Source organism: Lysinibacillus sp. JNUCC 51, from assembly GCF_015999525.1.
Classification (GTDB): Bacteria; Bacillota; Bacilli; order Bacillales_A; family Planococcaceae; genus Lysinibacillus; species Lysinibacillus xylanilyticus.
Genome location: NZ_CP065545.1, coordinates 46,528 through 72,011 on the forward strand (window position 1 = coordinate 46,528; position 25,484 = coordinate 72,011).

The window sequence follows — 25,484 nt, forward strand, 5'->3', positions numbered from 1 at the left end:
ATCACTAAAGTATTCATCAACCTTTTCCCACTTCACGACTCTAATTTTATCTTTAGTAGTTGTAGCATTCTTGAGATATGTCTTCTAAAAGCTTATCAAGTATTGGTAAATATACTTTGCTAATTTTAAGGTTTTCAATTACCTTGTAGTCACGTTGTAAAGACTGAACCGCCATATCATAAACTACATATTTATGAAGTAGTCGCCTTTGTTCAAAACTTATCATACAACAGAGCGCTCCTTGTGGAAGACTGGAACAACTGCCAACACACTATCAATCATAAATGTACGTTTTGCCTGTCTACTGAAGCAATAAGCTTGATATGAATCTCCGACAACCTTAATGATTTTGATACGCCTTTTTGACACTGTACCATCTTTAGCCATGTACATCATATTTAAAAATTGGTTACGCTGCATTGCTTTAATCAGTTGTTCTTTCATCTTTCCACACCCCTTCAAAAAAAGAACGTTTGTTTGTAATTATATCAGAACAAACGTTTGTGTTTTGGCAAGAAAAAATTTTTGGAAATAAAAAAGACTAGGAGCTCATTTGAGTACCTAGTCCCTTGTATGCTATGTTTTCAAATTCAGTTTAAAACATGGTTCATTTCATTTATCCAATTCTTCCCACCATAAACGATAAATGTTGTTTTATTTTCTTCCTTATCAAAGATAATAATTCTTTGTGTAATAAGAAGATTCAGCCCAAGTTCAACTTGTTCCACTTCATCCAAATATAGTTCCCAATATAAGTTAGGATTAATATTAAATGCGTGGGCGCAAAAAATCAGACGTTGATTTGTTAACAACAATCGGCCTCCATCAGATTTAGTTGCACTGTAATACATATTTGCTACACCTGAGCGTATAGGGAATTCATTTGTATTCATTTCAATCTCGTGAAAGAAGATTTTTTTATTTGCTAATTTAAATTCATTGGAATCATAAGTAATTTGTTTTGCTTTTGCTGTAATGATATAACTACCACAGTACTCGCAAACATTTTCCTTTGGATCAAATGTTGCAGCACAGTTTGGACAATTTAAAGCTTTAACCATAGCTTCATCGCTCCTAATATGTATTTCTTATAAAGTATACTTTGGATTACTAAATATACCAATATTATAAAAGACAAAAAGCCCAGGCTCAAAATTAATTGAGCACCCGAGCTTATCTAACAGATAACACGTTACAGTTGTCCGTTTTTATATTATGTACTTCTCATCTATTACCTAATAAAATATGAGCGTTACTTATTGTGTTACCGATGTAATTACCCTCACTTGAAAAGTCCCAAACAAATATATCATCTTTTAAATCCAAAAAACTATTCATTATACCTTTTCAACTTAATATTTCTTAAATCGACGTAAATTTGCTATTTTTATCAAGCTAATATTGTTTAAAACCACCTCTGGTGTTACCATTTAATTGGTAATACTTGTTTAGTATACCATTTCGAAATATTTTCACCAAATACAGGAGGAGAAAAAATGATGAATAAGTCTTTTAAAAGATTTTCAAAACTAGTGTTAGGTGCAACTTTATCGGCTAGTATGATTTTGGGTTCAGTTGGTTCAGCAAGCGCTAATCAAACTCCTGCTTCACAAAATATGTACCAATACCTAAATCTTAATGCGGCTCATAATGCTGGGTATACAGGGTCTGGAGTTAAGGCAGTAGTTGTTGAAGGAGGTATAGCCAGAGTTTCTTCCCTTGGTAGTCGCCATCTAGGTGGATGGGATTATAGAACTAAAACATTAGACATTTCAAACCAAGGTAACTCAGATAGCGCTCATGGAACCAAAGTAGCTTCTATACTAGCTGGTTCAGGTATAGGTGTTGCCTCTGGAGCTTCTGTCATCTATTCACCACTAAGTGCTCCAATAGCAGCAGAAGCTGCGCTTTATAATGGAGCACAAATCATTAATGTCTCTCAAGGAAAAGATTTTGGTACTTCAGATATCTTTTGGTTAAATAACAGTACGATGAATCAAACATTGGAGAAATCCGATATCGCTATCTTCCAAGCTGCAGGTAATGAAGCTGAAAATAGAGATTCAAATACTAAATGCGCTGATTTGGCAACTTATAGCGGTGCTTGTATAGGAGCTATAAATCCAAGTACAAATAGTCTAGCTACATTTTCAGGTTATGGTACTACCCTATTTGGATCAACTCAGGGTGTAGAGAGCCCAGTTCAAACCAATGACGGAACTTTTACTACAGGGCAAGGAACATCCTTTGCTACACCTACAGCAGCTGGTCTCTATGCTTTATACAAACAGAAATATCCTAATGCTGAGCCTAAACAAATCCTCGATCATATGAAAAAAACTGCAGTTACAACTTCTGGTGGTAACGCAGCTGGTGCTGGGATATTAAAATACGTTCCAATTGATCTAAGTGGTCAAATTATATTAAATGCTAGTAGAGTTGGTCTAGGTAAATATCATAATATCCAACTAGGTGTCTATGATGATAACTCAATTTCTACAGTAAAATCTGCACGTTATGAATTGTATTCAACGAATTATAATGGAATGGGACAAGTAAGTTTAACATCTGGACTTAACTATATTGGATTAATTGCTGCGAATGCAGGTGAGTCAATTACTATAGGAAATCCATTTAAATCACAGATGGAAGCAGGTAAACTTTATTTTATTAAAGTAATTGTTGACTTTAACAACGGACAACGTCATTGGAAATACAGACCTTTCGTTTATAACTGATAATAAAAAGCAAAAGAAAAAGACCAAGACGGCAATTTGAGCTATCTTGGTCTTTACATTTTAGTTACTACGCTGTGTAATGATAAGTTTCAAACCTTCATAATCACCTGTAGTCATCTCACCTTTATCAAATTTATCTAACCATGACTTATCAATTAGCTTTTTGTCTACTACTTGTTTAATAAAATCACGTACTGCAGCTTTAGTTGTCTTGTTTGTAAATTCCATTTTATCATCATCCTTTTCATTTTGATTTGGCATATTGTCCTCTAAAATTAATTGAACTTTTATTGCGCTACTAGTTGGAACAATTACTTGTCCTTCAAGCTTGTAACCTTTATGAATAGCCCAATTTGACTTAACTTCAAAGTGAGGGCGATCAATGCTCACTACCCAATCACCGCCCCATGTAATGCCTAACTTACATGCAATCGCACCCACTCTACTAAGTGTTGCTACATCATATAAAGATTGTGGAGGGCCAACAGCAATGTCCCATGCTAGGCGTGATTTGTGATTGCTGTCTAATGTCCAAGTAACAATTTGTCCTGGTCGAGTACGTCCTTGTGCATATAGATATTTCTGTCTTCCCTGTGAGCGATAAGTTTCGGTAATGAAGATATTTCTAATGCCTGCCTTATAACACTCTTGGAATAAGAGTTGCACAGCTAATCTAGCTGGTGGTAATAGTTCATTAATGTCTCGACATGTAGTAGTTACGCTTGTCATTACTTTTCCTCCTCCTCATTCATTTCCAGTTCTTTATCAACGTCTTTGCCTGTTAATTCATTAAGTACTTCATTTGTAAAACTTTCTTCTGATTGATTTTCTATGACTTTTAATTTCTCAGCTAATTGTTGTGGAACTAATACACCTAGTTGAGCCATGTTTTCAACAATTGATAATGCTTCGTTTGCTATATAAAAAAGTACTGTCGCAAATGTAAGTGTTCCATTTAATGACAGTACTTGATCGATAATATTTGCAGTGATGATAACAATTAAGATTAAAAGTTTACGAGCGTACCCAAATAAACTTTTTCTACTCCATAGATTTTCATTTTTTACCGCTTTAAAAATGCCTGTTAAAATATCTAATGCCATTAGCACTAATAACAATTCGACAAATTTCACCCCACCAAATAAATATAAATGTGCTACTTCTAAATACTCCAAATTCATACCTCCCATATTGCACACTCCTTTTTTGCATTATAAAAGCCGTCCACGATTATCCGTGGACGGCCTGTTATTAAAGCATTTTATTTAATTCAATTACGAACTCTTGATACGTTTTAATATTCCCACTTAAGTGAGATTCTTTTTTAGTAAGCTCTACTACTTCATCCACAACCATATTAATACTCGCCTTTACGGTTTCAGTGCTCGATCCAGGAGTAACATGTTTTTGTAACTCATTCAACAGCGATACTCTTTCTTTACATTTCTCCAAATCTGCTTGTACATGCACTAATTCTTGTTCCCATTCATCGATAAATTCTTTGTACACTATGATTTCTGCATTAATGGTTTCTTGACTAATTTTTACTTCTTGCAAGTGATCGCCTCCTTTAATCTACTCAATTCGACAAAAAAGAAAGGATTCCCTCTTAATTTAGACAATTAAAGTAACTATAAAGCGTATCGAGATTCAGTAACATATATCGTTACCCATCTCGATTGCTCTCACACGGCATAATAAAAACACTCTCGTTTGAGAGTGCTATGATACATCTAAACTTTTCACTACTTTTAGAAGTATATCTTCATTTTTATCAAAAAACGATTTAGATACTTCTGCTTTTACATTATAAATAACATCATTGCCGATAAAAAGTAATTCATAATAGACCTTTTCATCTAATTTCCCTATTATAAGCTCTGCACTTTTACCATTATCCAAAGTTATTCTTTGAATATCGAATCCATTATTTTCAGCACTTTCATAAGGATTCGATATCTCTTCCAGATAGAGTGATGCAAAGGCAAGAATCTGTACGTCTGGATTTCCAACATACAAATTAATACCATCTCCATTATCTGATTCTTCTCCAATAGGCCAGTCAGGTGGATAGTTCACTGAAAAGCCAAATTTGGAATTAATGTATTTTTCCCACTCAACACTTTTGGTTTTGGTTTCATCTTCACTACAAGCAACAAGAAAGGTAAGGATAAAAATAAAAGACAAAAATTTCTTAAGCATTTTAACTCTCCGTTTTTTATTGTTTTTTTATAAATAATGATTTATCACTATCCTTATTCTACAAAAAACGTTATAATCCTCCTAAATATGACAATAAAAATAACGCTAGCTTATGCTGCGTTTACTCGTCTTCGTTATTTAATTTACATTGCTTAGTTTCCTTTATTCTGATAGCTTCTTCTGCGGTAATTAACGATTTTGCAACCGCTAAATCAATTTGCTCTTCCGTTGCTCTACAGTTAATCCAGTTTCGTAAAAATAGATTGTATACAGCGTTCAAATTAATTACCTCCCATTTCTAACATAATAAGCATAATATTTTCGTCTTGATCGGTTAGAGCGATTTTAAGTTTTTCGTTCTCTTCTTGTAATGTCTCGATGTCTGTTTTAGGTACGTCAATATACTTGTAATATAGTTTCTTCGTTTCTTTATCGTAATACAGTTCGTATGTTTTACCTTTTATATTTTCTGGTTGAGGAAACGTGCTCATGTCATATTCCACTGGAATCTCACCAAAAGAAAATACGCTTAACACTTTTACCTTTGTTTTCTCATCATTGTTTTCGATAATAATCATATTTACTTCCCCCTTTAATTGATTACCAATATATAACGACCCAACCATCTCCGCCTTTGCCACCATTGAAGTCGCCGTTATTTTCATTGCAACCTGCACCGCCACCACCAGCGCCTGAGCCACCTGGAGCGCCGTTAGCACGGAATCCACCCCAACCTCCGGCAGATCCGTAAGTAAAGTATTTTTTGTCTTGTATAGGACCACCGTTAGAGCCAGTAGTAGGAGGTAAATTACCAGGCATAGCGTCAGATGGTTGACCACCACCACCGCCACCAGAAGCACCTTCACTATACCTACCATCCGTACCACTGATAGCCGTGAATACGACACCATCATACATAGTGTTTATGTCGAAAACGAAATCACCTTGCTTCGGAGGGGATAGAGGAGAAATCACTCCACCTGCACCAGCACTAGTAAAAAGCCCACCTTTACCTGCATAACCAATATTATTGCCTTTGAAAACGGACTCCCCACCTCCTCCTCCGAAAGCTTGTAAGCCGTTGTGAACCTGCGAGAAACCACCTGCGCCTGCGGTGTTGTATTGTTCTTGTGAAGGGTTAGTAACAGGTAATCCACCTGCCCCTCCCTTACCTACAGTTATTTGAATTGTTGTACCCGGAACAACAGGAACGACGCCAGCCACGAAAGCACCAGAACCACCTCCACCGCCACCTATTGTTTTAATGTAAGCAGAAGAACCACCGCCACCACCGCCTGCGCCCCACGCTCTGTACATTAAACGTATTACGCCATCCGGCACTTTGAAACTGTGAGTACCCGGAACGTTAAACGTTTGTGAACCTCTGGATACATTTCCACCTCCTTTAGTAACTAATTGAAAAAACGTACCGTTTGGAAGGACTCGAATTGTAACAAATTGATTAGTTGGAAATTCACCAATTGACCACGAACCTATGCCATCTGGTTTCATAATAGCTTTAATACCTAAGCCGTTAACATTTGCCGCAACGTTACCTTGATTATTTGTCTTAGAATTGTAGTAAGTAATACATAACCCAGGACTATAAGCCTTAATTTCTTCGTCGATAGTTAAGGCATGAACATTTGAGTCACCACCTACGGTTGTTGAATAGTAGTTATGACTAGTAACATCTTTCCTATGGTTCGTCAAAGCTGTATCAATAGCTGCAGTGCGCTGATCCGTATACTCTTTAGCATTTGTTTCAACGTTTGTTACCTCGTCCTTTAGCTCATTAATGGCCCCTGCTAACGTCTTATCATTTGTTTCTAAATCAGGAATCGAGGTTGCCCCTTCTTGTAATTCACTGACTACATTCTCTAACACGTCCATGTTGTCGTTTAAATCCTGAATGTTCACGTTGTCCGTTAAATCAGGTTTTTTTAAATTTAATTTTGGCGTAAGTTTCATTAAATCACCTCATCCCATATTCTTATATTGTCCCAAGTCATTTTGCTTACATCATTCCATGTTCGATTACTTACAAAGCTCCAAGTATTAAATGTATAAGCATAGTCAAACTGTAGATGTGCTGGAACAATAATATCAATCGCCTGTTTTAATCCTTCTATGTTGTCAGGAATTCCCCTGGTACCAACGAATTGAATCTCGTAAACACCTGGCGTATCTGTTGCGTTTACCTCTACTTCACCATTGCTATAAGCAGCTGCTACAGCTTTAATAGTTGCCTTGGTAGTTTGGTCAAAGCTTGCTCGATTACGTGATGTAATTTGTTCTCTACGTTGGTCATAGCGTAATGCGCTATTTGGTTTAATACCAAGATCACGTTCATAAATTGGTAAGGCTTCAATAGCTGTGTCCACAAAAAGGTTTCTATCTACTATTTCTAGCTGTTGTTCAGTGTTTCGGAACTCTTTATCCTCTGAGTTCAAAACAGCCCTGAAAATAGATGATTTACGCTCATACAGCGGTAAATGTTTAACCATATCTGTTAAATAGTCTTTTGTAGAAACAACTATACTTGTAATCATTTCAGTTTGTATTTGCATGATAATAGGCGACTGAACTACTTTGACACCTTGCGTCTGTAACTCTGTTATTGTTTCATTCAATGAAGTACCTGACGTTGCTACGGTTACGCCTTGTGCCTGCAGTTCTGTTTCCGTTATCATCAATGCTAATCTAAAACATTCCCATTGGTGAGGTGTTAAATCGCCCCATGTAAATGTGGACACCTGGCCCCATTCTGTTTGTGATAATACGTGCATGTCCTCACCTACTTAAGCCGTACAATTAAATAGTTTTTAGGAATCTTGTATTGGCTAGACACATCGATATTCTTCGTAAATTCTGCTTGCGATTTAAATAGCAGATTGCCACCTGTTTTCGCGTCATAAATGCCAATGTGTGAAATATCTCCCCAAGACTCTGCAGCAATAGGAAACAAAATATCAGCGTTATTCGATGTTTGGCCATCTGTTGGCGTTGCAAACATTCCTTGCTGCCTCGCATAACTTGCCGTGTTCACTTCAACATCGTTATTAAAGAGGGCTACATATACTGTCGCTGTTTTTAAGTTGTCCGTTAGAACTTTATTTTTTAAATAAACTGTCATGTGATTCATTCATTAACACCTCCCATAATTGCAACGGCATCATCTGGAATAACTACATTTGCTGTTGATCCATTAATGAGTAGATCCTGATAGTCCATAACTCCGTCACTGTCTATAATGAGCGCCCCAATCTTTGCATAGCTTACAAACGAAGCTTTGAAGGCTATTTCTTTCATGTATTTAGTAACGTTCTTTTTGATATTTACTTTTACAATTTCCTCTGTGTAACCAGGCATTAATGTTATAGCAACCGTTAAATTAACTAGTAATGCAACTGCAGACATTACAAGAAGATCCTCAACACCAAACGGCATTTCCTTTTCAATATGCGCCCTTACATCTTCCACTAATTCATTCGGTGCAGGTAGTTTATTCGCATCGATAACTACAACCTTCATTGTTAATGGTCCATTGTAGCGTTTAAATATTTTTGCATCTCCTGTACCTGTAACCTCTAAGGCCCATTCACGGTAATGATATTCATTTCCTGATTTCCCTGGACGCTGTAACTTATCGTAATACCGTTGACGTAAATCATCATCCGTTTCCTCATCGTAGCCATCCACAACAGGCTCAGGATTATACACATTGATTAAGCCTGGTATCGATACAGGGAAATTTTTGATTGTATTGGCTGGCACATTTCCTATTTGGCCAAACTCGTTACACTGTATTCGGACATGGCCTAATCCACTTTCATTTAGTGTTGCGTCTTCGATTACAGTAAATAAAATCGTGTCTGTACCAACTAATTCGCCAGTCCTAACAATAGTTCCAGCTGCACCTGATACAATAACAGTCGTTGTCGCTTGCGTGGCCAGTTTTCGACTTTGCCCTGTTCGTTGATATACAGTACGTGTTAATTCATCACCTGTTAACTTTTCGACATCTAATTTATCTTGTACTTCTGCAATCTTCTTTTGCTGATTTGCAAATTCAACAGCTGCAGGTTTTGTTGCATCATAAATAAATTCGCCTTTTGCCTTGTCGTACTCGTCATTAATACCTAACATCATACGATCATGAATGAGTTTTTCATCTTCCACTTTAAGCAGCCACCTCCTTTAACTGTTCATCAATATCAAATGCACCTTCTACCGTGATAACTCTAAATTGAATTCGCATCCATTTTCCATCACGAACAAATTGCCACTCCTGGACATCTTGAATGTGTGTATGTTCCAACAATGCTGCAGTAACTTCTCGTTTGATTTCAGCTTCAACAAAAGCGCGTGGCAAGCTGGAACCTATTAAATCCTCCAATGTGGCACCGTAAGGAATATCTTTATAAATCCTGAAACGAAAACGCTCAGTCTTTAAAACTTTTAAGATCCATTGCTTCAACGTTTCAAGCCCGTGAATTGCGACCATCTTTCCGTTACGTATCACAAAATCACCTTTATCAAAGTCATATAAAAAAGACTTACCAAGTGGCGGTAAGTCTGTGTCAATATCTTCGGTTTCAAACTCTAATTCTGCAATCTTAGGTAACATCGAACTTCACCGCCTTATCGATTACAAAATACTGTTGTTCATCAGCTGTTGGTATTAAAATAACTTCGTCACCATTAATTAAGCCTTTAGTGACAACCGTTTCAGTAAATATTAATTGTTCATTATCTAAATCAATCGTGTCGTTTAGCTGTATTAAAGTCTCAGGTGGAGGCGAAATGACTTTTCCAGTTGTCATAGATTTTGCCGTTGGTTTTTGTGATTCATTGCCACCTTTAATCAAAATGGCCAGTTCAGTTATTGGATCCATTTACTTCACCTCTAAACTAGGCTTCATCGTGTGGATTCCTTTACTAATCGTGTGCAATACATCTTTGATTAAGAACGTACCCTTAATGCCTGTCACTGGCTCCTCTAATTTAAACAGTCGGCCAGCTCTAAAATTATCATCACCCATTAATTCAACATCATTTTCCTCTATAACTTTTGAATACTGCTTTAATTCATTTTCAGCAATCTGTTTAGCACTTTTCTTCTCATTCTGATCTAGTTTAACTACTTTAGTAATTCGGCCATATTTCTCAACCATTTTATTATCCGATTTTGTTAAAACAACTTTATCATTGTTACCTACAACCTGAATTGTGTTGGCCATGTCTACAATGCTGCGTTTTTTAGATGGATTCATAATAGCTGAATGAATGTCGTACTTTGTACCACCTTGATAGAGCTGAAATGTTCCTGTAACTACTGCATTACTTTGCTTTTCGATATACAGTTTACCTTGGCGCATTTCCATGAGATATTTCACACCTAACGATTTTTCTGCAATCCCTAAAATGTCTTTAATAATTTCACTTACTTTTTTATCGTTATAAATTTGTGATATTGGTTTAGGAATAGATGTGATCTTACCAATTGGAATATTGAAGTCTTTTAATATCTTCTTAATACAGGCGTCTGCAGATAGCTTTTTAAATTGATATACAGCGGTGGATTTATTTAGATAAAAGGCATAATCAAATCCAATGTAAGCAATAGGTGAAGTTCCACTCTTTACCTCGTCCACAATAATAGCACGCGTGATTTCTTTTCCATTGTTAAGCAAAACAACCATATCGCCTATGTCGCACGGATTCACTGGGAAGTAATTTGTATCATTGAAAGCAATGCTAAAATTAAGTTCATCTCCTAATTCCACCATGTTACTGCGCCAAGTTAAAGTGCCTATCATTGGTGTTATATTTGTCTTGGTACCACCCTTAATTAACCATAATTCATGAGCCATCATTTCACCTTCTTCTTATCAAGTTTAATAAACTTAAATTCCGATAGACTGAGACTGTAATAAATATCACCTGAACCATCTTGTGGGCCATATTCAAAGTTTTCAATAGTCATTGCTAAATTAATTGGTGTACTTGTGATGATTAAACGAATAGGGACTCTCTTATCTATCCAGGATTCAATAATATTAACGTATTTCCAGCCTTCATAGGTTCGATCTCGTGAAAAGGAATAATGTCTTTTCGGAAAAAAAGAAGAAATGGAGATAGCTTTTAAACCCCTCTGACCAATTAATTTAATGTCACCTTGATTTACTGTTGTAAAAACTTCATTTGTCATAGGGCTTGATACTTTAAATTCAGACGGTACAATCGGAAGCCGGATAACCTGTTCACGATTATTGATACTTAAAAATATGTCCATTCTTCCGTCCTCCTATAAGTTTGCTAGTCTTAATTTAAGCATTGGAATTAATTCATTTACAATTTGCGTAACTGATTTATCAGCTGCATTAATAGTAATATTAATGGTATTACTGTTTCCTTCCGAACGAGCCATTTGTACTGATTTATCGTGTGGGTAAACCCTAGATCCATTAGGTAAGTCAACAATCTCTCCGCCACGCTCATTTATTTGCGCAAGCCCACCTGGTGCATAGTTCGTTCCTTTTGCAAATTGGGGAATTGAAGGAATATTAACCCCGAATGATTTTCCACCTACGCCTGGAACCCAATCCGGAACTGTGAAACTTGCAAGGCTGTTAAATCCACCAATAAGACCATTTAATTTACCTATGATAAAATTCACTCCACTTGCAGCCGATTCTTTCATTCCGGTCCACATGTTGCTGAAACCTTCTTTGATACCACCCCAAGCACCTGTTAGTCCATCCCATAACTCAGTTGCCTTCGTTTTGATTGTGTCCCAATTTTGGTAGAGTAACACACCAACCGCTATAACGGCACCAATTGCAATGGCTACCCAACCGAGTGGTGATATAGCTAACACCGCATTGAAAGCCCCTTGTGCAAACGTTAATGCACCTGTTACAACTGCCCATCCTCTCGTTGCAGCTGACGCTATTCCTACTGCTGTTTTATAAAAAGCGATTGCACCAGCCACACCGTAAACAATAGGAGAAATTGCGCTCCAATTATCATTTATATAGTTGTAGACATCCGTTGCCTTTTCAATAACACCTGCAATTCCGTCGACCACGAGAGGTAGTCCTTCATCTTTTAACCATGCAATCGCTGGCTTGAAGGATTCAAAAGCACTTATTAACCAATCTTTTATTTCAAGTGCTTTGACTCCCAAATCACTAAAAACTGATTTAACACCATTGATTGCAGGTTTATTTTCTGAAATTTTATCTTTTATATTTTGAAAAGCACCCACTGCCCAATCTTTTACAGCTACTGCTTTTTTGCCCAGTGACTCAATTGCAGATTTTACAAAATCGATTGCAGGCTTATTGCTTTCAATCATCTTTTTTACTAAATTAAAACCTTTTACACCTATACCACTGATTTTATCAAAAGCAGCTACACCCTTATCTATAGCACTTAACACTAAGTTTTGAATGCCAGGTATTACCTTAGCAAACCATCCAGCAAATTTGCCTTGAAGTGGTAGTATCTTTTTCCCTACTTCTTCTTTATATACTGCCCAAGCATTCGTCATTTGCTGTATTTTACCTTGATCTGTTTTGGCCATTGCGGCACTTACTCCGCCAACACTTTTTTCAAGAATTTCGGCCAATAACGATGCCTTTTGCGATTCTGTCCCAAATTTAAAAACTTGTTCTTGCGCTGCAGTGAATTTGATTCCCACTTTGGATAGGGCAGAAGTTTGACCTGACATAACTTTGCCAAACATAGTCCCTAGTGCAGCTGCATCTTCTGTTGTAGCATTCAACCCTTTTTGTCGAACGAGTAAATTGTCCATACCAGGCATTAACTTTTTCAAGCTCTCAGACTGTAATTTATAACTAGATAATTGCTGTACACCTGATAGGATTACATCCCCACCCACAACACTGGCGTTCGATAATTCATCCGCATAATTCTTTACACTCTTTATCTGTTTATCAGTTACACCCTTCGTGTTTTTCATCACAGACTCAAGTTTGGTTTCAATTTCTATTAAGGACTTGGCAGCCTCTGCACTCTCGCTTATGAAACCACTTAACTTACGAAATCCAACATATGCTGCTGCCAATCCCATTGCACCTTTAGCGACACTTGAAAAACTAGAAACTGCTGATTTACCGAATCGTTTAACCTGGTTTCCAGCATGTTTTACCCTACGTTCAAAGTCTTTCGTTCCGCTAGAGGCTTTTTTTACACCACTTCCAAAATCTTTATCTTTAAGTGATAAAACAGCTGATATTACTCTTTTCTTTGCCAAACTCTCACTTCCTTACAAAAAAGAAGAGAATGCTATTATGTGGAGGACCACTTAGCGTTCTCTTCTTCAAAATGTAAATTCATACTTGCTTCATATAATTTTTTTTGCGTTGGCGAGAGGTTGATGATGAATTCATCCGTAATTCCTTTTTGCAAGTAGTGATGGATTAAATAAAAATCTCCATCACTCTTAATTAGTTTTTTAAGTCTTCAACCGCCTTTACACCCGATCCGTATCCGGAAAGTTCCATTCCCTCACCTGCAATACTAGCAATTTCACCTGGTTCAAAAATTTTTTCAACAATATCATAAGGTTCTTTGCAATCATAAGCCTCGTGTAATTCAGTGTCTTTCAAATTCGGTTCCGTAACCGTGTTATACAACATGTGGATATCAGCCATATCTTCTCGTTCTGGATCGTTAGCCATTTCAATACACTCCAAACACAAAGCGCGTTCAGCTTTTTTAATAGTAATGGAAGCCCCTATTCGTTTGATGAATAAATCTTTTGTAATATTCGATTTCACTTGATATTTTTCTTTTTCTTTTATTAAATCAGTCAATGTAAGTTTTTTTGCCATTTTATTACCTCTTTTCTTATGCTTGAATTAAATCGATTGGATCATAGTCTGCAAAGCTATATGGTAATTCTTCTGTGCCGAGTGTTTTTTGTTCAAATTTCATTAACATGAATTCACTAAAGGTCACTTCTCTAAGTGCCACACGCTCCGAACCAAAAGCGTCTGGATCCTCAAGTTTACCAACAATATTAATATCAGGTAATACCCCACTTTTAACTGCCTTAGCAAGTAAAGTAGCACCACGACTATACACCTTTTTAACTGTCATCGAGCCTTCTCCTGCCCAACCAGTCATTTTTTTATGCGTTGCTAAATCCTCGGCCATGTTTACGTCTTCCAAGTTAACTGTTACCTTCGCTTCAAAAGATTCAACATCTAACCACTTTTCATTGTTTACCCATACGCTACCGAACGTACCGTTAATAACTCGATTCGATTTTACTTTTTTCATGCGTCACAATCCCTCCCTAAATTGCAATATCCAAATCTAAATCCTCCATCGCGTCAACAATTTTGATCTTTCCAGCTAAAAACACATTGCGCTTAAAGGTTCTTTCTTTGACTTTTTGTTCATCCCAATCGGATGTATCAACACCTATTTTCTCCCATGCAGCACGCTGTTTCTTTACATTTACTTCTGCTGAATTATCAAATTTAGGATCTAGTATTTCTTGATCCCCTAACCCTGCATAATAAACATTTACAGACTGTATAAATAGAACCTGGTTGTCGTAAGTATTATTTAATTTACCAATGTAATATTTATCAAAGGTTGTTTGTATATCATCTTTAACCATGTCTTGTACTTCCATGATACGAATTGATTTAAAGTCTTCCGTTTTCACACCTGTGAGTGTCGTTAAACTATTTACACCTCGTCCAATTTTAATAACTTCACCATCATTAATAAGAATAAGTTCACCGTTATCAACAGCTGCGTCTGGATCTTCTAATTCTGTGATAGAATCGATTTCATTTAACTCGTAATAAGTAGATGATCGAGTAAATGGTAATCCTGCTAAAATGCCAGCAATACGGCATGTATATTCAGATGTTGTGTACTCTTTTCCGTCAACCTTGATTCCTGTAGTAGTGAAGTTTATAATCCCTTCATGATTCGCCTCACTGTTAGGTAATACAGCTTTAAAAGTCTTTTTCTGGCGGCGTCTGGATTTGATCCAAGATGCAAGAGTTGTCGCGTCCTTATCTTCAATACCAGGAATGGCCAAGTAATTAAAACGTTTATTATTTAACCTTTGTAATGCATCAGTATAATTCTCTGCAGTTGTTGGCAAACGTTCGATAATAATTTTGCTTGGTGTACCCATAGCCGTTTTTTGAATATAATCTAAGTTTTCTTGAGACCATCCTTCTGTTGGTACGTCCTCAAAGCCTTTGTAAATCACTGTATCATCTGTTTGTACATCATCTTTTAAAATCAAAGCTACAATTCCTTGTCGGCTTCGTGTGATAACACTCTCGGCTTTACCAATAAACTCAATATTTATTTGAGGTAGGCCCATACAATCACTCCTCTACTTTTTCAAAATCCAATTCTTTTATTAATTCGATTGGATATTTTTCACGGAAATCTTCTCCGCAATTGAGATCATCTATAATAGTGTCTGACTTACGTCCATCGTAAAATTCAAGATCAAACGAACAATTCAGCACACCGTCGATTAAATCAGTATTCAATTCATCGATATTCAACAACCTATCACGAACAGGCAATTTCAAATCAAACAGTTCTTCCAGCCTCTCCTGTATTTCTAAAACTTCGATAGAATACTCATATCGATCACTGGGAAAATAATAGATTTGTACGTTCATTGTCTTGTGTACCTGGCTTCCATCCCCTGACCGTTTACTGTTTTCTAGTCGCACAAAAAAAGAAGGCCTTTCGAAGCCTTCCGAAACATCACGGCTATTAATTTCCACATCAAAGACATCAAGTTTATGATTGATTGCGTTTTTTATATCTTTATATGTGATCATAACTTTCCACTATCCAACAATTCATCTAGCCAATCTGAAAGCATATTTTCAAATTCACCAGAGCCATCAAAATTTTGAATCCCTTGTTCCATCACTTTTTTACCTGTTGTAAAACCGACTTCTTTTCCACTTCCCGTAACTTTTCGATGACCATGTTCAATTAAATGAGCATGATTCGAAGAGTTAATTACACGGACAATGATTTGTCCTTGATTATCTTTGAATACCTTTCCGCGTTTAAATTTTTTGTGATAGTTACCTGTTTTCTTTTTAACCTTACTACGTGCTTCTTTAGTGATTCGAGACCTTGCTTTACTACCAATTTTCCGCATGATTTGATAAGTTTCTTTCGGTAATTTATCTTGTGCTACTTCTAATAAATCCTTTTGAAACTTTGATAAGCCATCCAATTTAAAATCCATTAGTTTATCAACTCCTGACAAAAGATTTCAAGTGTTTCATTCTTAAAATAGGGATTGAGAATAAATTTAATCTCAAATCGGTGACCACGGAAATAAATTTGCATAGCTTGGGTAATATCTTTTCCAGCGCTATAACGAACAATTATTTTATGTGTGACATTAGTCAAGATCGTATCGGCTTGCTGATTTTGGAGACTCCCTGTTTGAGGAACAACCTCAGCAAAGATGGTTTTAATTTTTTCAAACTTATACGATATCTCGTTAAGTTCATTCATTGTTTTCATATTTGCATGAATATCAATCTTATGTTTAAGTCGATTCGTTTGGCGTTTTGGCATCTGTATAAACCTCCTGCACAAAGAAAGGCGTCAATGCATTTAAAGCCACTTCAAGATCATTTTCCGACACACGATATTCATACATAATGCCAGCAACCATAATAATCAAATACTCGGTCTGTGAGCCTGTTGCATTTTCAACATACTTTTCAGCCTGTTCCAAATAAAAAGAGAGCATGGAATCATCCATGTCCTCTTCTCGAATATGTTCTCTGAATTTACTTATTAAATCAGCCACTGTTATCAGCCTCCTTTTGGTACTGTAGCCCCCACTTCATAGCGATAAACTGCAGGAGCTAATGGACTGTAAATCAATTGGCCATCGACAACATTATAAATTTGGAATCCGACTTTGTTTTGAGCTGAATATGCTTCAACTAAACGTTGGATTTCCATTGAACCTATCACGTCCTGAATACGGAACTGTGAGAAATCACCAAAATAGAATACAGCTTTTGTTGGGTCTGCCGCATCTGCATCATCCGTGAAATCAAATTCATAACCAAGTAACGTATGCTTAATGCCACCTTCTGGCGCTTCAAACGGACGTAACAACGGGAATCCATCAGCTGTTTTCATAGTTTCAATAAGCGTCAACGCTGCTCGGTTAATAATCCAACGGGCTGCTTTTACAACTTCCGTGACTGGTGTATTTTTAAGTTTAACTAATGAATCGTAAAGGTCATCTCCTGGATTTTCATAGAATGCAACTGCTTTTTTAGCAAGCGCACCTGGATTTTCATGACCTTTATCATCTCCATTAAACATATAGTTCGTTTCTTTGCGAACATACGCCTTTTTAAGCTCGTCAACTACAATATCTTCCACTGGCACATCCGCACGCGCAAGTAATTTTTTCGTTACTGTTGCTAACGCGTCGAACTCTGCTGGATTGAGTGTTACTTCATCAAATTCGATCTCAGTTTCAGCGATGTTCGTACTACGTTCACCTTTATTGATATTCGCATCAGCTTTTTTCACAAGAATTGGATAACCTTGTGTATCCTTCGTTTGTACGACCGTTCCGTATTTACGAAGCAAGTTCTCTTCTTGTGCATAGGTAATGACTTCCGATGCGATGACTTTAGGGATTGTTACTGAACCGTTACCAACTTCAATTCCAAGTGATCTTGCTTCTGATTCGTTAATTTTACCAACAACAAAATTAGCAAATGCTGAACGAATTTGAGCATCTTTTTTAGTCATGGGGCTTGCATTACGAGTAGACAATGACGAACGTACCGCACGCAAAGCCGCAGAACGTTTTCGAGGTGTTGCCCCATACACTCTACGCTTACCACGCTCCTCTTCGTCTAACTCCTCTTCGATGTCTTCAACATCATCTTCAATTACATCAACATCTTTAACCAGTTCGTCGACTAATTCAGCAAGTTCATCAATTTCATCTTGCATTTCTTCAGGATTTTCATCCCCCATACCATCCCGTTTTTTACGCTTCGCACGTTTAGCTCTGCGGATAAGTTTTTGAATTTTAGCACGTGCTTCTTCATCTAAATTTTCTATAACTTCAACGTCGTCCTCTAACTCCTCAACCACCTCTATAAGCTCTTCTACATCATCAATTAAATCGTCAATTTCACCTTGCAACTCTTCAGCTATTTCCTCTTCTGTGCCATCTCGTTTGCTTCGTTTGCGAAGTTTTAACTTTTTCGAACGAGCCGTGCGTTTCTTTCGTTTCGCGCGCTCTTCCTCAGTGAGTTCTTCGTCAATCTCCTCAACATCATCTTCGAGTTCTTCAATAATTTCGTTGAGATTTTGAACCTCCTCTGCCAACTCATCAACTTCTTCTTGGACTTCTTCCAAATCTTCATCACGTACTTCATTTTTCTTCATTCGAGTATTCAATTTTTGTAGACGTGACATTTTTCTTTTAAGTAACGCTTGTAGTTTTTTCTTATTCATAATTTAATATCCTCCAAGGTTTTGTTTATTTTTTTTATGATTTTCAATCGCTTTTCTACGTTAGATGAGATTTCTTTGCTACGCACGATGGATGCTTCCGTATCGTCGTAAGCCGGAATAGACACTACAGATATTTCAAACAGTTCCACTTCATTTAAAACCCGATGCGCTGGTTCAACATCGTAGTTCCAAGTTTCCTCTGTTGGATAAAAACCAAAAGAACATTGATTGATATCACCGCGCTCCATGCTTGCTGCTAAGTCACGTGCGGTGGAAGTGTTAGGTAATTCAATTTCAAATTTCAAGCCACGATCATCCTCTGTTAATCGCAACGTGCCGCTTTTAGTTCGCCCTAACACGTGATCCCAGTTGTGATTAAAAAGAGCACGAATGTCGTTGTCAGAAATCGAACGAGAAAATGCGCCGGGTTCAATTTCCTCGGTGAACCAATCGCTAATGGTGGTTTTTGAATTAAAGACAGCAGCGTAACCACTAATTCTGATAGGTCCGTTTTCGGTACCATCTCGCGTAGTCAACCCAGTGATATTAACTACCCGAGTTTCCCTCTTTTTCGCCATCTTCATCACCCCCTTTCAAGGAATCATCTGTAGCATTTTTCTCGCCAATTTTTGATAAGTCATTTGAAATATAAATAGCTTGTGTTTCAGGTGTATTCTGTTTAGGGAATCCTAGCATATCTGCCACGTTGTCAGGGCTTGTAATACCTGTGCGGACGATATTGTATCCAATGTTTGTTTTTGTGGAATACGTAACAAAATCAAGAATATTAATCTTGAATTTAAGACGTAAATTCGAATTTTGACCGAAAAAAAGAAGACTCAAATGGTCCTCGAAGTTTTTCATTATTGGCCGTACCGCTTTATTGTGTAAGTACATCATGGCTTTTTCTAGATCCGTCTGCATTAATGAGACGTATGTGTCTACATTGATACCAAGAAACTTCCCTAAATCTTTTTTATAAACATTAAGGTATGCAAGTGTCTTATCATCATCAATTGGCGATTCCATGGCATCAATTTCGTAACCTTTACCCAAGGGAATCAATTTGATCGAACGAGATTCGTCAATTTGTTCGAGTTGATCCAAGATTGCTTTAATTAATTTCGACTGTGCTCCATTAGAAGGGTTAATATGAGCATCTAGCTTCAACAGAAAGGCCATTAATCCTCCTTTGGCGTATTTGTCCGTCAGCACTTTCTCAGCGCTCATAACGCCTTCTAACGTATTTCTTCCGAGTTGCATCAATCCGACACCATTAAGATGGTTTGTCCCGATGTTTTTAACATGCCGAATCATCGAACCTGGTATTTCTTCCCCACCAACTTTGAAATGCTCAATTAATCGGTCATCTAATTCTGTATAAACATTAGTAGCAAGATGCAATTCGTCAATATCCAAAACAGGGAATGCCTCACCTTGAAGCAAATAAGTATTCGTCATTAATTTAATAAACTCCGAACCCGTCAAATAATCATTTGGATTTCGCAACGTTCGCAAAGCAGAATGATCCTTAACTTCGTTCCCTTCATGGTCCTCTACACTGATCGTGGCCAACATTAGCTGATTTGAAATATCTTGCATCAGTTCATATACGTCCGACGATTCAAGAATATTATCGTCATCAACATACCGGCCTCCATAACGAATGGTACGAGTCATGGCATCTTCAAACCATCCACGCTTTTCAGCTTGTTTGTACAAGTAATTCGAAAACCTATCTCGTAATCCCAATATCTATCACCGCCTATCTTTATTAAAAAGATGATTTACTTAAATGCCATACGCTTTCTCTGTAAAAACATTTGGCAGAATAATAACTTTTTTGTTTAATTGCCTACTTAAACTATCTACCATTACTTCTATAATTCGAGGCTCTATAAATTGTTTTAAAAAGAAAATAACTACATCTGAATCTTTGTTAACATCATTCAGTTCTTTTAATTCGATTTCGTTTTCCCCATCTTTTAAGATCAACTTCATTTATATCTCCACCTTACCTATAAATTTCAGCTAGTAAGTTATCCATACCGTCCTCGTCTATATCATCCATCAACATCATCGTCTCTTTGTGTGCAACTAAAAAGGCCACAAACCCATCAATCTTTTTCTTAGATTGACGTTTCGAAGGCCCCTTCATTCCATTTATATTCGTAATGACAACCAGGTTCAAAGCACAGTAAATGAATAATGGATTATCCGTTATCAATCGCTCTTCATATATCAATCGTTCAGAATCATCAATCATAGCATTCATGACGTTTGGATACTGGTTCACGGCTATACAATCAAGTCCAAGATTTTCACATTTCTCAATAAGCTTCTGAGACATGGCCGGGTCATAGTTAAGCTGCTGCACATCGTAAAGCTCCATGCACTCTTTGATGTAGTCAAATACCTGCTCTTGGTCAATCATCTTCCCATCACAAAATGTGACATATCCTTGTTCAGCAAGATTTTGATAAGGTACGTTGTCCTCTTTTTCCCTAAATTCAATGTCCACATTCGGTATAAAGTACATCTGTTTAACCTTTAAAATAGCTCTTCCCTCATCATCGTAAGTTGGGAAATTTAAATTTACGCACGTTAAATCTGTTGTCTTTGATAAATCCAATCCAAGATAACAAGTTTCGCCAGTCAAATCACCTAGGTCATCCACAAGAATATGCTCTAATTGATCTTGGTCAAAGTAATTCTCAGCACCATTTACGAACACGTTCAAATGCTTTGATAAAAATTCCGCTTTTTTATGAGCTGATCGTGCTGCAGTAATAAACTCCGTTTCGAGCGCTGACATTGTAACCGAAACACCAATATTCGGATTAACCATTGCCCAAACTTTACGATTTGTCCAATCATATCCTTTGTCTGGCTCGAAAATCATGACAAAGTTTGCATCATTATCATCGTTCTTCAGTACTTCTTTAGCTTCGCGATACACGCGCATACCAACAGAAGAGGAACCTTTACCCGCCGTTGAGATATTGAACATGATTGGTTCATCACGAGAAATCTGAGCCGACTTAAAGTTATCGTATTGGTCCATATTTTCTTGCGCATGAAGTTCGTCATTCAAAACAAAATGAGGATTCGAGCCCTCAATCGATTGAATGTTTTTAGACATTACGATGAACTGATTTTGATAGGCTAAATCCTCATGAATATAATCATATGTGACAGATGAAATTGTTCCTTTTGGGCCTTTGTAAATATGCGATGCATTAAGTAGAGCATCATGATTCATTATAGTAGCCGCAAAAGGTTTAGCGGCATATTGCGCCTGGTTAAAGTCACTTGCACAACAATAACAATCAGCACCAAGAACACCCTCACCATACATCGCATATCCAAGAGCACCTACAGCGACAAGTGTTTTCCCATTCTTTTTCGGTACCTGAATATAACTCTCCCGGATAACACGGACAACTTGGCCATTTTCATTTTCATGGACCCAACCATATATATTGGAAAATGCGAAGAGCTGCCAATCTTCCAGGACAAGTGGTTGTCCAGCAAGATTTCCTTTTACATGTCGAATGAAAGTTTGAACCCAATCCAACATTTCATTTGCGCGATCAACATCAAACCAAATATCCTTGCGTTTTTTCCATTTGTAATAACGGTCCACCATATCACGTATGGTTTTTGGATATTTCTTTGGGCTTTTTCGCACTTTTCTAGCGTAAATATCAGCATAGTTAACGCCTTGTTCAATTACCACATACGCTCACCACCTTACGATTTACGCCATTTATTACGATGCGCTGCCAATTCATCAACCACCGGCACCTCAGGCTTTGATATTTCCTCGCCCTTCCCTACCGATGTTCCGCCAGTGACAACTCTACTTGCTTTCGCTTTATTATTTAAACCGAGAGCATCTAAAGCCTTCATTTTCTTATCCGCCCATGTTTCAACCTGTTGTGCTAAAGGGTGTTTTGTGTTGTTGGTGGCACCTGCTTTATTCGTGTGACGTTGAGTGACTGGGAAACCTTTTTCTTTCCATTCGATGTACATTGTTTGATAAATTTCAAAAATATCGAGGTAACTTTCAATTAACGGATCTAGGGTAAGTGTGTAAATGTCAGCATCTCGCATGATCTTTAAAATGCGTTTTTTCTCACTCTCTGTTTTATCCGCAACCATTTGCTGTCTCTGCTTTTTCGTTGACATTTCACACCCCCCTTGTTTTTTAAAAAATCTTGTCCAACGAAAGAAAAGACTCCCCTAACCGGTCTTGGTCAAAAAATAAAAAAATAAAAATTGACGGGGGGATCACGAAAAATAATTTGCAAAAACATTTTCTTTTTCATCCATATTCTCCTCTATACTATGGCACACTGGACACAGCAGACGAAGGTTGTTCGGCTCTAACTTGAGCAAAGGATTCTTCTTCACCGGTACGACATGATGGACCTGAGCTCGCTTGCCAAAGACGAACCTTCCACATCGCTGACAGCAACCTTTCTCTCTTTCGTAAATGTATGCACGCATATCTTTCCATGCTTGTGAATTATAAAATTGTTTGTTGCTGTTATGATATATGTTCTTATTCTTCCTGGACTTCTCAGATCGTCCATGGTCTTCGCAATACCTGCCACGTTCTATCTTTTTATTACATCCGTTAAAATCGCAATATTTCATTCCGTATCAGGAATCCAATTGATATATAGATATTGAGCGATTTCTTTCTGCTTCTTTATTTCAGCAGGTATTTCTATTTCTTTTAATGCTGCATATTCACGTAATTTTTTTATTGTCATATTGCTTAAATCTACAATTTCACCAGCTATACTAATTCCCATAGTAGATGCCATTGGTTCGCCATCGATAACAGTTATGTCCTCATCAGTTCCTATATCCACGCCCATGATCATACTTTTAGGTTCTGTTGTGACTTCAAAAGGCGCTTTCATACCTGCAGGTAAAAATAAAGTTTTCTTTTCTTCAGTACACCAAAATTCAGTGCCGATAAAAGTTTTACGCATTGGTACCTTCATTTTCCTCTCACTCTCCCATTTACTTTTTTATAAGTCTGTCGATTAGTACCCATAAGATCATGTAATTCTTTCTTAGACAAAGAAGAACCAGCAGCTTTACGTTTAGCAACTGGCTCTGTATTAGATGGACCTCGAATCATATTTAACTGTTTGAGAGTCTGAACATCAAGTAACTGATTAAATTTCATACATATACACCTACCTTTTGGCATAATAAAAAGCCACAACTCATTGTGAGTGTGACCATTATGTATTACTTATTCTCTTTAACATATCTTAGTGTACTTAAGTATTCATTCCATTTATCAATTGTCCTGATTGTTCCAAAGAGATATATGGATATGATGATTATATATAATACAACCGTAATAATTTTCAATCCTATATCATCATCAGATGATATCACAACTATTATTAAAGCAAATAAAATACTTAATATTGATGAAAAAATACCTTTACTTCCTATTATTTCTTGTATTTTATACTCTGTTGTACGTATCATTATTTCTAATTCATTAGAACTTAATTTTTCTAAGGACTTTTCATCTTTATATTGTTTCATAATCGTCCTAGGATTAAATAAATTTTTATGATACTTCCGAATGATACTTGGCATATTTACGGCACCTCCTTTGTACCATTAGCATAGTCCAAGAGGTTTTAAATGTCACTACTAGAAATATTAAACATAATAAAAAGCCACCTCATAAAGAGATAGCTTTATGTAAAAAATATTTAATTTTCATCAACTTCTAATTCAAATACTATTGTATAACCTTTCGTAGTACCTTCATCTAAATAAGGAATTATAGAATGTAATACATATCCATCTTCAGCAAAAGTATTAATAAATTCAGTTAAACCATTGTTCATAGTACCGTTATCTAAAAAATATCGTGTTTCATATTCTTTTCTCATCACTAAATCACCACCCTCCACACTAATCATAATAGCATGGAAACAAGTGTAATTAATAGAAAAATAGACCTACATAAATTACAATTATTTTAGGAGGTGAATTGATTGTTTGAGTATTTTTATAAAGGTATTAATAGAATTTTAATTATCCCTACTTTAACTGCTATTGCAACAATTTTAGGGCTAATAGCCATCGCGAATATTTTATCCTAACTAAAATGACCACCCTTAATGAGTGGTCTTTTGCTTGATTCTACACAAGACGTACAAGCGAACGTGCTTATATTTGTATGGCAATTTAATAACGCATCTCAGAGCGCTTTTGTTATTACTTCACAATATCAATTTACTACAGATTTTTGCAAACTTCCATGGTGTTAACAAGTTCACTTATATTTTTTTATAAGTTAAATATTGTAGATCAAAATAAAAAAGCCACACTCGATTGAGTGCGACTTACTAAAAGGATATTATTCTTCAAAAAAATCTGTTGTAAAAAATGGTTTAATGCCAACTTCTCTAAATAAATATTTCATTTCATGGCACTCCTGAACCAAATTGCTGTTAGGAATCAATATTTTCTCGCGGAGCTCTTTAAATATATCTGAATTAATTTCAGGAAACCATTCTTCGAAACTTAAACCTTCATCTTTTTCAATTAAGGTTAAGTACCTTACAATACGCTCAAACATATAAGGAAATTCTTTTTCAATATTTTGATAGCAATCTAATAGTGAAGATAAATAACTCTCGAAGTCATAAAAATCAGTATCTATTTCATCCTCATATTTTAGACATTCTATCTCTGGTTTAAAAACAACAGCCGATTTACTATACCAGTTTCCTAACATCGTTGTAAAAAGTAATAACGCATGTTTTCTAGTCTCTTTATCATCATCATTAAAATATTTAAAGTATTCATCAAAAATAAAACCTTTTGCGGTGTCAAAATATCCAATTTCAATTCCAGAAATGGCTTCTTTTACTTTTTGAACAACTGTTTTTTCTGTCATATTTTAATCTCTTTCTATAATGTTATAAACTTATTATAATATAGATAGTA

At 36.5% G+C, this 25,484-nt stretch carries 38 protein-coding genes; 1 reads left to right on the forward strand and 37 read right to left on the reverse strand.

Annotated features, from left to right (window positions below; translation table 11 throughout):
• Positions 1-52: 52 nt before the first annotated feature.
• From JNUCC51_RS24920 to JNUCC51_RS00265, 3 genes are all read right to left on the reverse strand, one after another.
• Positions 53-226 carry a YhjD family protein gene (locus tag JNUCC51_RS24920; protein ID WP_490356152.1) on the reverse strand — a complete coding sequence of 58 codons (174 nt, stop codon included), beginning with the start codon at positions 224-226 and terminating at the stop codon, positions 53-55.
• Positions 223-444 (reverse strand): transcriptional regulator, encoded by a 222-nt coding sequence (locus tag JNUCC51_RS00260; RefSeq protein WP_337990283.1) that lies wholly within the window; start codon positions 442-444, stop codon positions 223-225. The genes JNUCC51_RS24920 and JNUCC51_RS00260 overlap by 4 nt, the downstream gene beginning before the upstream one ends.
• A gap of 146 nt (positions 445-590) precedes the next feature.
• Positions 591-1,061, reverse strand: coding sequence for a PH domain-containing protein (locus tag JNUCC51_RS00265; protein ID WP_337990284.1), 471 nt, complete (start codon positions 1,059-1,061; stop codon positions 591-593).
• 435 nt (positions 1,062-1,496) lie between these two features.
• On the opposite strand from JNUCC51_RS00265, the gene JNUCC51_RS00270 reads away from it, so the two are divergent.
• The gene (locus JNUCC51_RS00270; RefSeq protein ID WP_337990285.1) at positions 1,497-2,738 is read left to right on the forward strand and encodes a S8 family peptidase; all 1,242 of its coding nucleotides are present in this window, start codon (positions 1,497-1,499) and stop codon (positions 2,736-2,738) included.
• 60 nt (positions 2,739-2,798) lie between these two features.
• Here the strand turns inward: JNUCC51_RS00270 and JNUCC51_RS00275 are convergent, their stop codons facing one another.
• The 34 genes from JNUCC51_RS00275 to JNUCC51_RS00440 all read right to left on the reverse strand — a co-directional run bounded on the left by JNUCC51_RS00275 (position 2,799) and on the right by JNUCC51_RS00440 (position 25,434).
• Positions 2,799-3,467 carry a M15 family metallopeptidase gene (locus JNUCC51_RS00275; protein WP_337990286.1) on the reverse strand — a complete coding sequence of 223 codons (669 nt, stop codon included), beginning with the start codon at positions 3,465-3,467 and terminating at the stop codon, positions 2,799-2,801.
• On the reverse strand, positions 3,467-3,928 hold the full coding sequence (locus tag JNUCC51_RS00280) for a phage holin family protein (RefSeq protein ID WP_337990287.1): 462 nt from the start codon (positions 3,926-3,928) through the stop codon (positions 3,467-3,469). The genes JNUCC51_RS00275 and JNUCC51_RS00280 overlap by 1 nt, the downstream gene beginning before the upstream one ends.
• Before the next feature lie 61 nt (positions 3,929-3,989).
• Positions 3,990-4,295: a hypothetical protein gene (locus JNUCC51_RS00285; protein ID WP_337990288.1), complete on the reverse strand. Its 306-nt coding sequence runs from the start codon at positions 4,293-4,295 to the stop codon at positions 3,990-3,992.
• 165 nt (positions 4,296-4,460) lie between these two features.
• The gene (locus JNUCC51_RS00290; protein ID WP_337990289.1) at positions 4,461-4,940 is read right to left on the reverse strand and encodes a hypothetical protein; all 480 of its coding nucleotides are present in this window, start codon (positions 4,938-4,940) and stop codon (positions 4,461-4,463) included.
• 121 nt (positions 4,941-5,061) lie between these two features.
• The gene (locus JNUCC51_RS00295) at positions 5,062-5,220 is read right to left on the reverse strand and encodes a hypothetical protein (protein ID WP_337990290.1); all 159 of its coding nucleotides are present in this window, start codon (positions 5,218-5,220) and stop codon (positions 5,062-5,064) included.
• Between the two features lies 1 nt (position 5,221).
• On the reverse strand, positions 5,222-5,518 hold the full coding sequence (locus tag JNUCC51_RS00300; RefSeq protein WP_337990291.1) for a hypothetical protein: 297 nt from the start codon (positions 5,516-5,518) through the stop codon (positions 5,222-5,224).
• A gap of 22 nt (positions 5,519-5,540) precedes the next feature.
• Positions 5,541-6,911, reverse strand: a complete 1,371-nt coding sequence (locus JNUCC51_RS00305) for a glycine-rich domain-containing protein (RefSeq protein ID WP_337990292.1) — start codon at positions 6,909-6,911, stop codon at positions 5,541-5,543.
• Complete coding sequence (locus tag JNUCC51_RS00310) at positions 6,911-7,729, reverse strand: putative phage tail protein (protein WP_337990293.1); 819 nt, start codon at positions 7,727-7,729, stop codon at positions 6,911-6,913. Before JNUCC51_RS00310 ends, JNUCC51_RS00305 begins: the two co-directional genes overlap by 1 nt.
• A gap of 8 nt (positions 7,730-7,737) precedes the next feature.
• The gene (locus tag JNUCC51_RS00315; protein WP_337990294.1) at positions 7,738-8,085 is read right to left on the reverse strand and encodes a phage tail fiber protein; all 348 of its coding nucleotides are present in this window, start codon (positions 8,083-8,085) and stop codon (positions 7,738-7,740) included.
• The gene (locus tag JNUCC51_RS00320) at positions 8,082-9,122 is read right to left on the reverse strand and encodes a baseplate J/gp47 family protein (protein ID WP_337990295.1); all 1,041 of its coding nucleotides are present in this window, start codon (positions 9,120-9,122) and stop codon (positions 8,082-8,084) included. The genes JNUCC51_RS00315 and JNUCC51_RS00320 overlap by 4 nt, the downstream gene beginning before the upstream one ends.
• 1 nt (position 9,123) lies before the next feature.
• Positions 9,124-9,570 (reverse strand): DUF2634 domain-containing protein, encoded by a 447-nt coding sequence (locus JNUCC51_RS00325; protein ID WP_337990296.1) that lies wholly within the window; start codon positions 9,568-9,570, stop codon positions 9,124-9,126.
• On the reverse strand, positions 9,560-9,838 hold the full coding sequence (locus JNUCC51_RS00330; RefSeq protein ID WP_337990297.1) for a DUF2577 family protein: 279 nt from the start codon (positions 9,836-9,838) through the stop codon (positions 9,560-9,562). The genes JNUCC51_RS00325 and JNUCC51_RS00330 overlap by 11 nt, the downstream gene beginning before the upstream one ends.
• Positions 9,839-10,816 carry an XkdQ/YqbQ family protein gene (locus tag JNUCC51_RS00335; protein ID WP_337990298.1) on the reverse strand — a complete coding sequence of 326 codons (978 nt, stop codon included), beginning with the start codon at positions 10,814-10,816 and terminating at the stop codon, positions 9,839-9,841. It lies immediately after the preceding gene.
• A complete protein-coding gene (locus tag JNUCC51_RS00340; RefSeq protein WP_337990299.1) occupies positions 10,816-11,238 on the reverse strand; it encodes a hypothetical protein in 423 nt (140 codons plus the stop codon). Before JNUCC51_RS00340 ends, JNUCC51_RS00335 begins: the two co-directional genes overlap by 1 nt.
• A gap of 12 nt (positions 11,239-11,250) precedes the next feature.
• The gene (locus JNUCC51_RS00345) at positions 11,251-13,224 is read right to left on the reverse strand and encodes a phage tail tape measure protein (protein WP_337990300.1); all 1,974 of its coding nucleotides are present in this window, start codon (positions 13,222-13,224) and stop codon (positions 11,251-11,253) included.
• Positions 13,225-13,417: 193 nt separating this feature from the next.
• Positions 13,418-13,804 carry a phage tail assembly chaperone gene (locus tag JNUCC51_RS00350; protein WP_337990301.1) on the reverse strand — a complete coding sequence of 129 codons (387 nt, stop codon included), beginning with the start codon at positions 13,802-13,804 and terminating at the stop codon, positions 13,418-13,420.
• A 16-nt stretch (positions 13,805-13,820) separates the two neighbouring features.
• Entirely contained in the window at positions 13,821-14,255 is a 435-nt protein-coding gene (locus JNUCC51_RS00355; protein WP_337990302.1) for a phage tail tube protein, read from the reverse strand.
• A gap of 16 nt (positions 14,256-14,271) precedes the next feature.
• Positions 14,272-15,327: a phage tail sheath subtilisin-like domain-containing protein gene (locus JNUCC51_RS00360; protein ID WP_337990303.1), complete on the reverse strand. Its 1,056-nt coding sequence runs from the start codon at positions 15,325-15,327 to the stop codon at positions 14,272-14,274.
• Between the two features lie 4 nt (positions 15,328-15,331).
• Complete coding sequence (locus tag JNUCC51_RS00365; RefSeq protein ID WP_337990304.1) at positions 15,332-15,802, reverse strand: phage tail terminator family protein; 471 nt, start codon at positions 15,800-15,802, stop codon at positions 15,332-15,334.
• Positions 15,799-16,224 carry an HK97 gp10 family phage protein gene (locus tag JNUCC51_RS00370; RefSeq protein ID WP_337990305.1) on the reverse strand — a complete coding sequence of 142 codons (426 nt, stop codon included), beginning with the start codon at positions 16,222-16,224 and terminating at the stop codon, positions 15,799-15,801. The genes JNUCC51_RS00365 and JNUCC51_RS00370 overlap by 4 nt, the downstream gene beginning before the upstream one ends.
• A complete protein-coding gene (locus JNUCC51_RS00375) occupies positions 16,224-16,562 on the reverse strand; it encodes a phage head closure protein (RefSeq protein WP_337990306.1) in 339 nt (112 codons plus the stop codon). The genes JNUCC51_RS00370 and JNUCC51_RS00375 overlap by 1 nt, the downstream gene beginning before the upstream one ends.
• Positions 16,534-16,800 (reverse strand): head-tail connector protein, encoded by a 267-nt coding sequence (locus JNUCC51_RS00380; protein WP_337990307.1) that lies wholly within the window; start codon positions 16,798-16,800, stop codon positions 16,534-16,536. The genes JNUCC51_RS00375 and JNUCC51_RS00380 overlap by 29 nt, the downstream gene beginning before the upstream one ends.
• A 5-nt stretch (positions 16,801-16,805) precedes the next feature.
• Positions 16,806-17,999, reverse strand: coding sequence for a phage major capsid protein (locus tag JNUCC51_RS00385; RefSeq protein WP_337992293.1), 1,194 nt, complete (start codon positions 17,997-17,999; stop codon positions 16,806-16,808).
• Positions 18,000-18,481: 482 nt separating this feature from the next.
• Complete coding sequence (locus tag JNUCC51_RS00390; RefSeq protein WP_337990308.1) at positions 18,482-19,063, reverse strand: HK97 family phage prohead protease; 582 nt, start codon at positions 19,061-19,063, stop codon at positions 18,482-18,484.
• Positions 19,032-20,237, reverse strand: coding sequence for a phage portal protein (locus JNUCC51_RS00395; RefSeq protein ID WP_337990309.1), 1,206 nt, complete (start codon positions 20,235-20,237; stop codon positions 19,032-19,034). Before JNUCC51_RS00395 ends, JNUCC51_RS00390 begins: the two co-directional genes overlap by 32 nt.
• A 39-nt stretch (positions 20,238-20,276) precedes the next feature.
• Positions 20,277-20,486 carry a hypothetical protein gene (locus JNUCC51_RS00400; RefSeq protein ID WP_337990310.1) on the reverse strand — a complete coding sequence of 70 codons (210 nt, stop codon included), beginning with the start codon at positions 20,484-20,486 and terminating at the stop codon, positions 20,277-20,279.
• A 13-nt stretch (positions 20,487-20,499) separates the two neighbouring features.
• A complete protein-coding gene (locus JNUCC51_RS00405; RefSeq protein WP_337990311.1) occupies positions 20,500-22,224 on the reverse strand; it encodes a terminase large subunit in 1,725 nt (574 codons plus the stop codon).
• Between the two features lie 14 nt (positions 22,225-22,238).
• Positions 22,239-22,676, reverse strand: coding sequence for a P27 family phage terminase small subunit (locus JNUCC51_RS00410; protein WP_337990312.1), 438 nt, complete (start codon positions 22,674-22,676; stop codon positions 22,239-22,241).
• Positions 22,677-22,778: 102 nt separating this feature from the next.
• Positions 22,779-23,147, reverse strand: a complete 369-nt coding sequence (locus JNUCC51_RS00415) for an HNH endonuclease (protein ID WP_337990313.1) — start codon at positions 23,145-23,147, stop codon at positions 22,779-22,781.
• On the reverse strand, positions 23,144-23,503 hold the full coding sequence (locus JNUCC51_RS00420; RefSeq protein WP_337990314.1) for a hypothetical protein: 360 nt from the start codon (positions 23,501-23,503) through the stop codon (positions 23,144-23,146). Before JNUCC51_RS00420 ends, JNUCC51_RS00415 begins: the two co-directional genes overlap by 4 nt.
• A complete protein-coding gene (locus JNUCC51_RS00425; RefSeq protein ID WP_337990315.1) occupies positions 23,500-23,691 on the reverse strand; it encodes a hypothetical protein in 192 nt (63 codons plus the stop codon). Before JNUCC51_RS00425 ends, JNUCC51_RS00420 begins: the two co-directional genes overlap by 4 nt.
• Before the next feature lie 65 nt (positions 23,692-23,756).
• Positions 23,757-24,119 (reverse strand): hypothetical protein, encoded by a 363-nt coding sequence (locus tag JNUCC51_RS00430; protein WP_337990316.1) that lies wholly within the window; start codon positions 24,117-24,119, stop codon positions 23,757-23,759.
• 119 nt (positions 24,120-24,238) lie between these two features.
• Positions 24,239-24,424, reverse strand: a complete 186-nt coding sequence (locus tag JNUCC51_RS00435; RefSeq protein WP_337990317.1) for a hypothetical protein — start codon at positions 24,422-24,424, stop codon at positions 24,239-24,241.
• A gap of 467 nt (positions 24,425-24,891) precedes the next feature.
• Positions 24,892-25,434: a hypothetical protein gene (locus JNUCC51_RS00440; RefSeq protein WP_337990318.1), complete on the reverse strand. Its 543-nt coding sequence runs from the start codon at positions 25,432-25,434 to the stop codon at positions 24,892-24,894.
• Positions 25,435-25,484 lie beyond the last annotated feature (50 nt).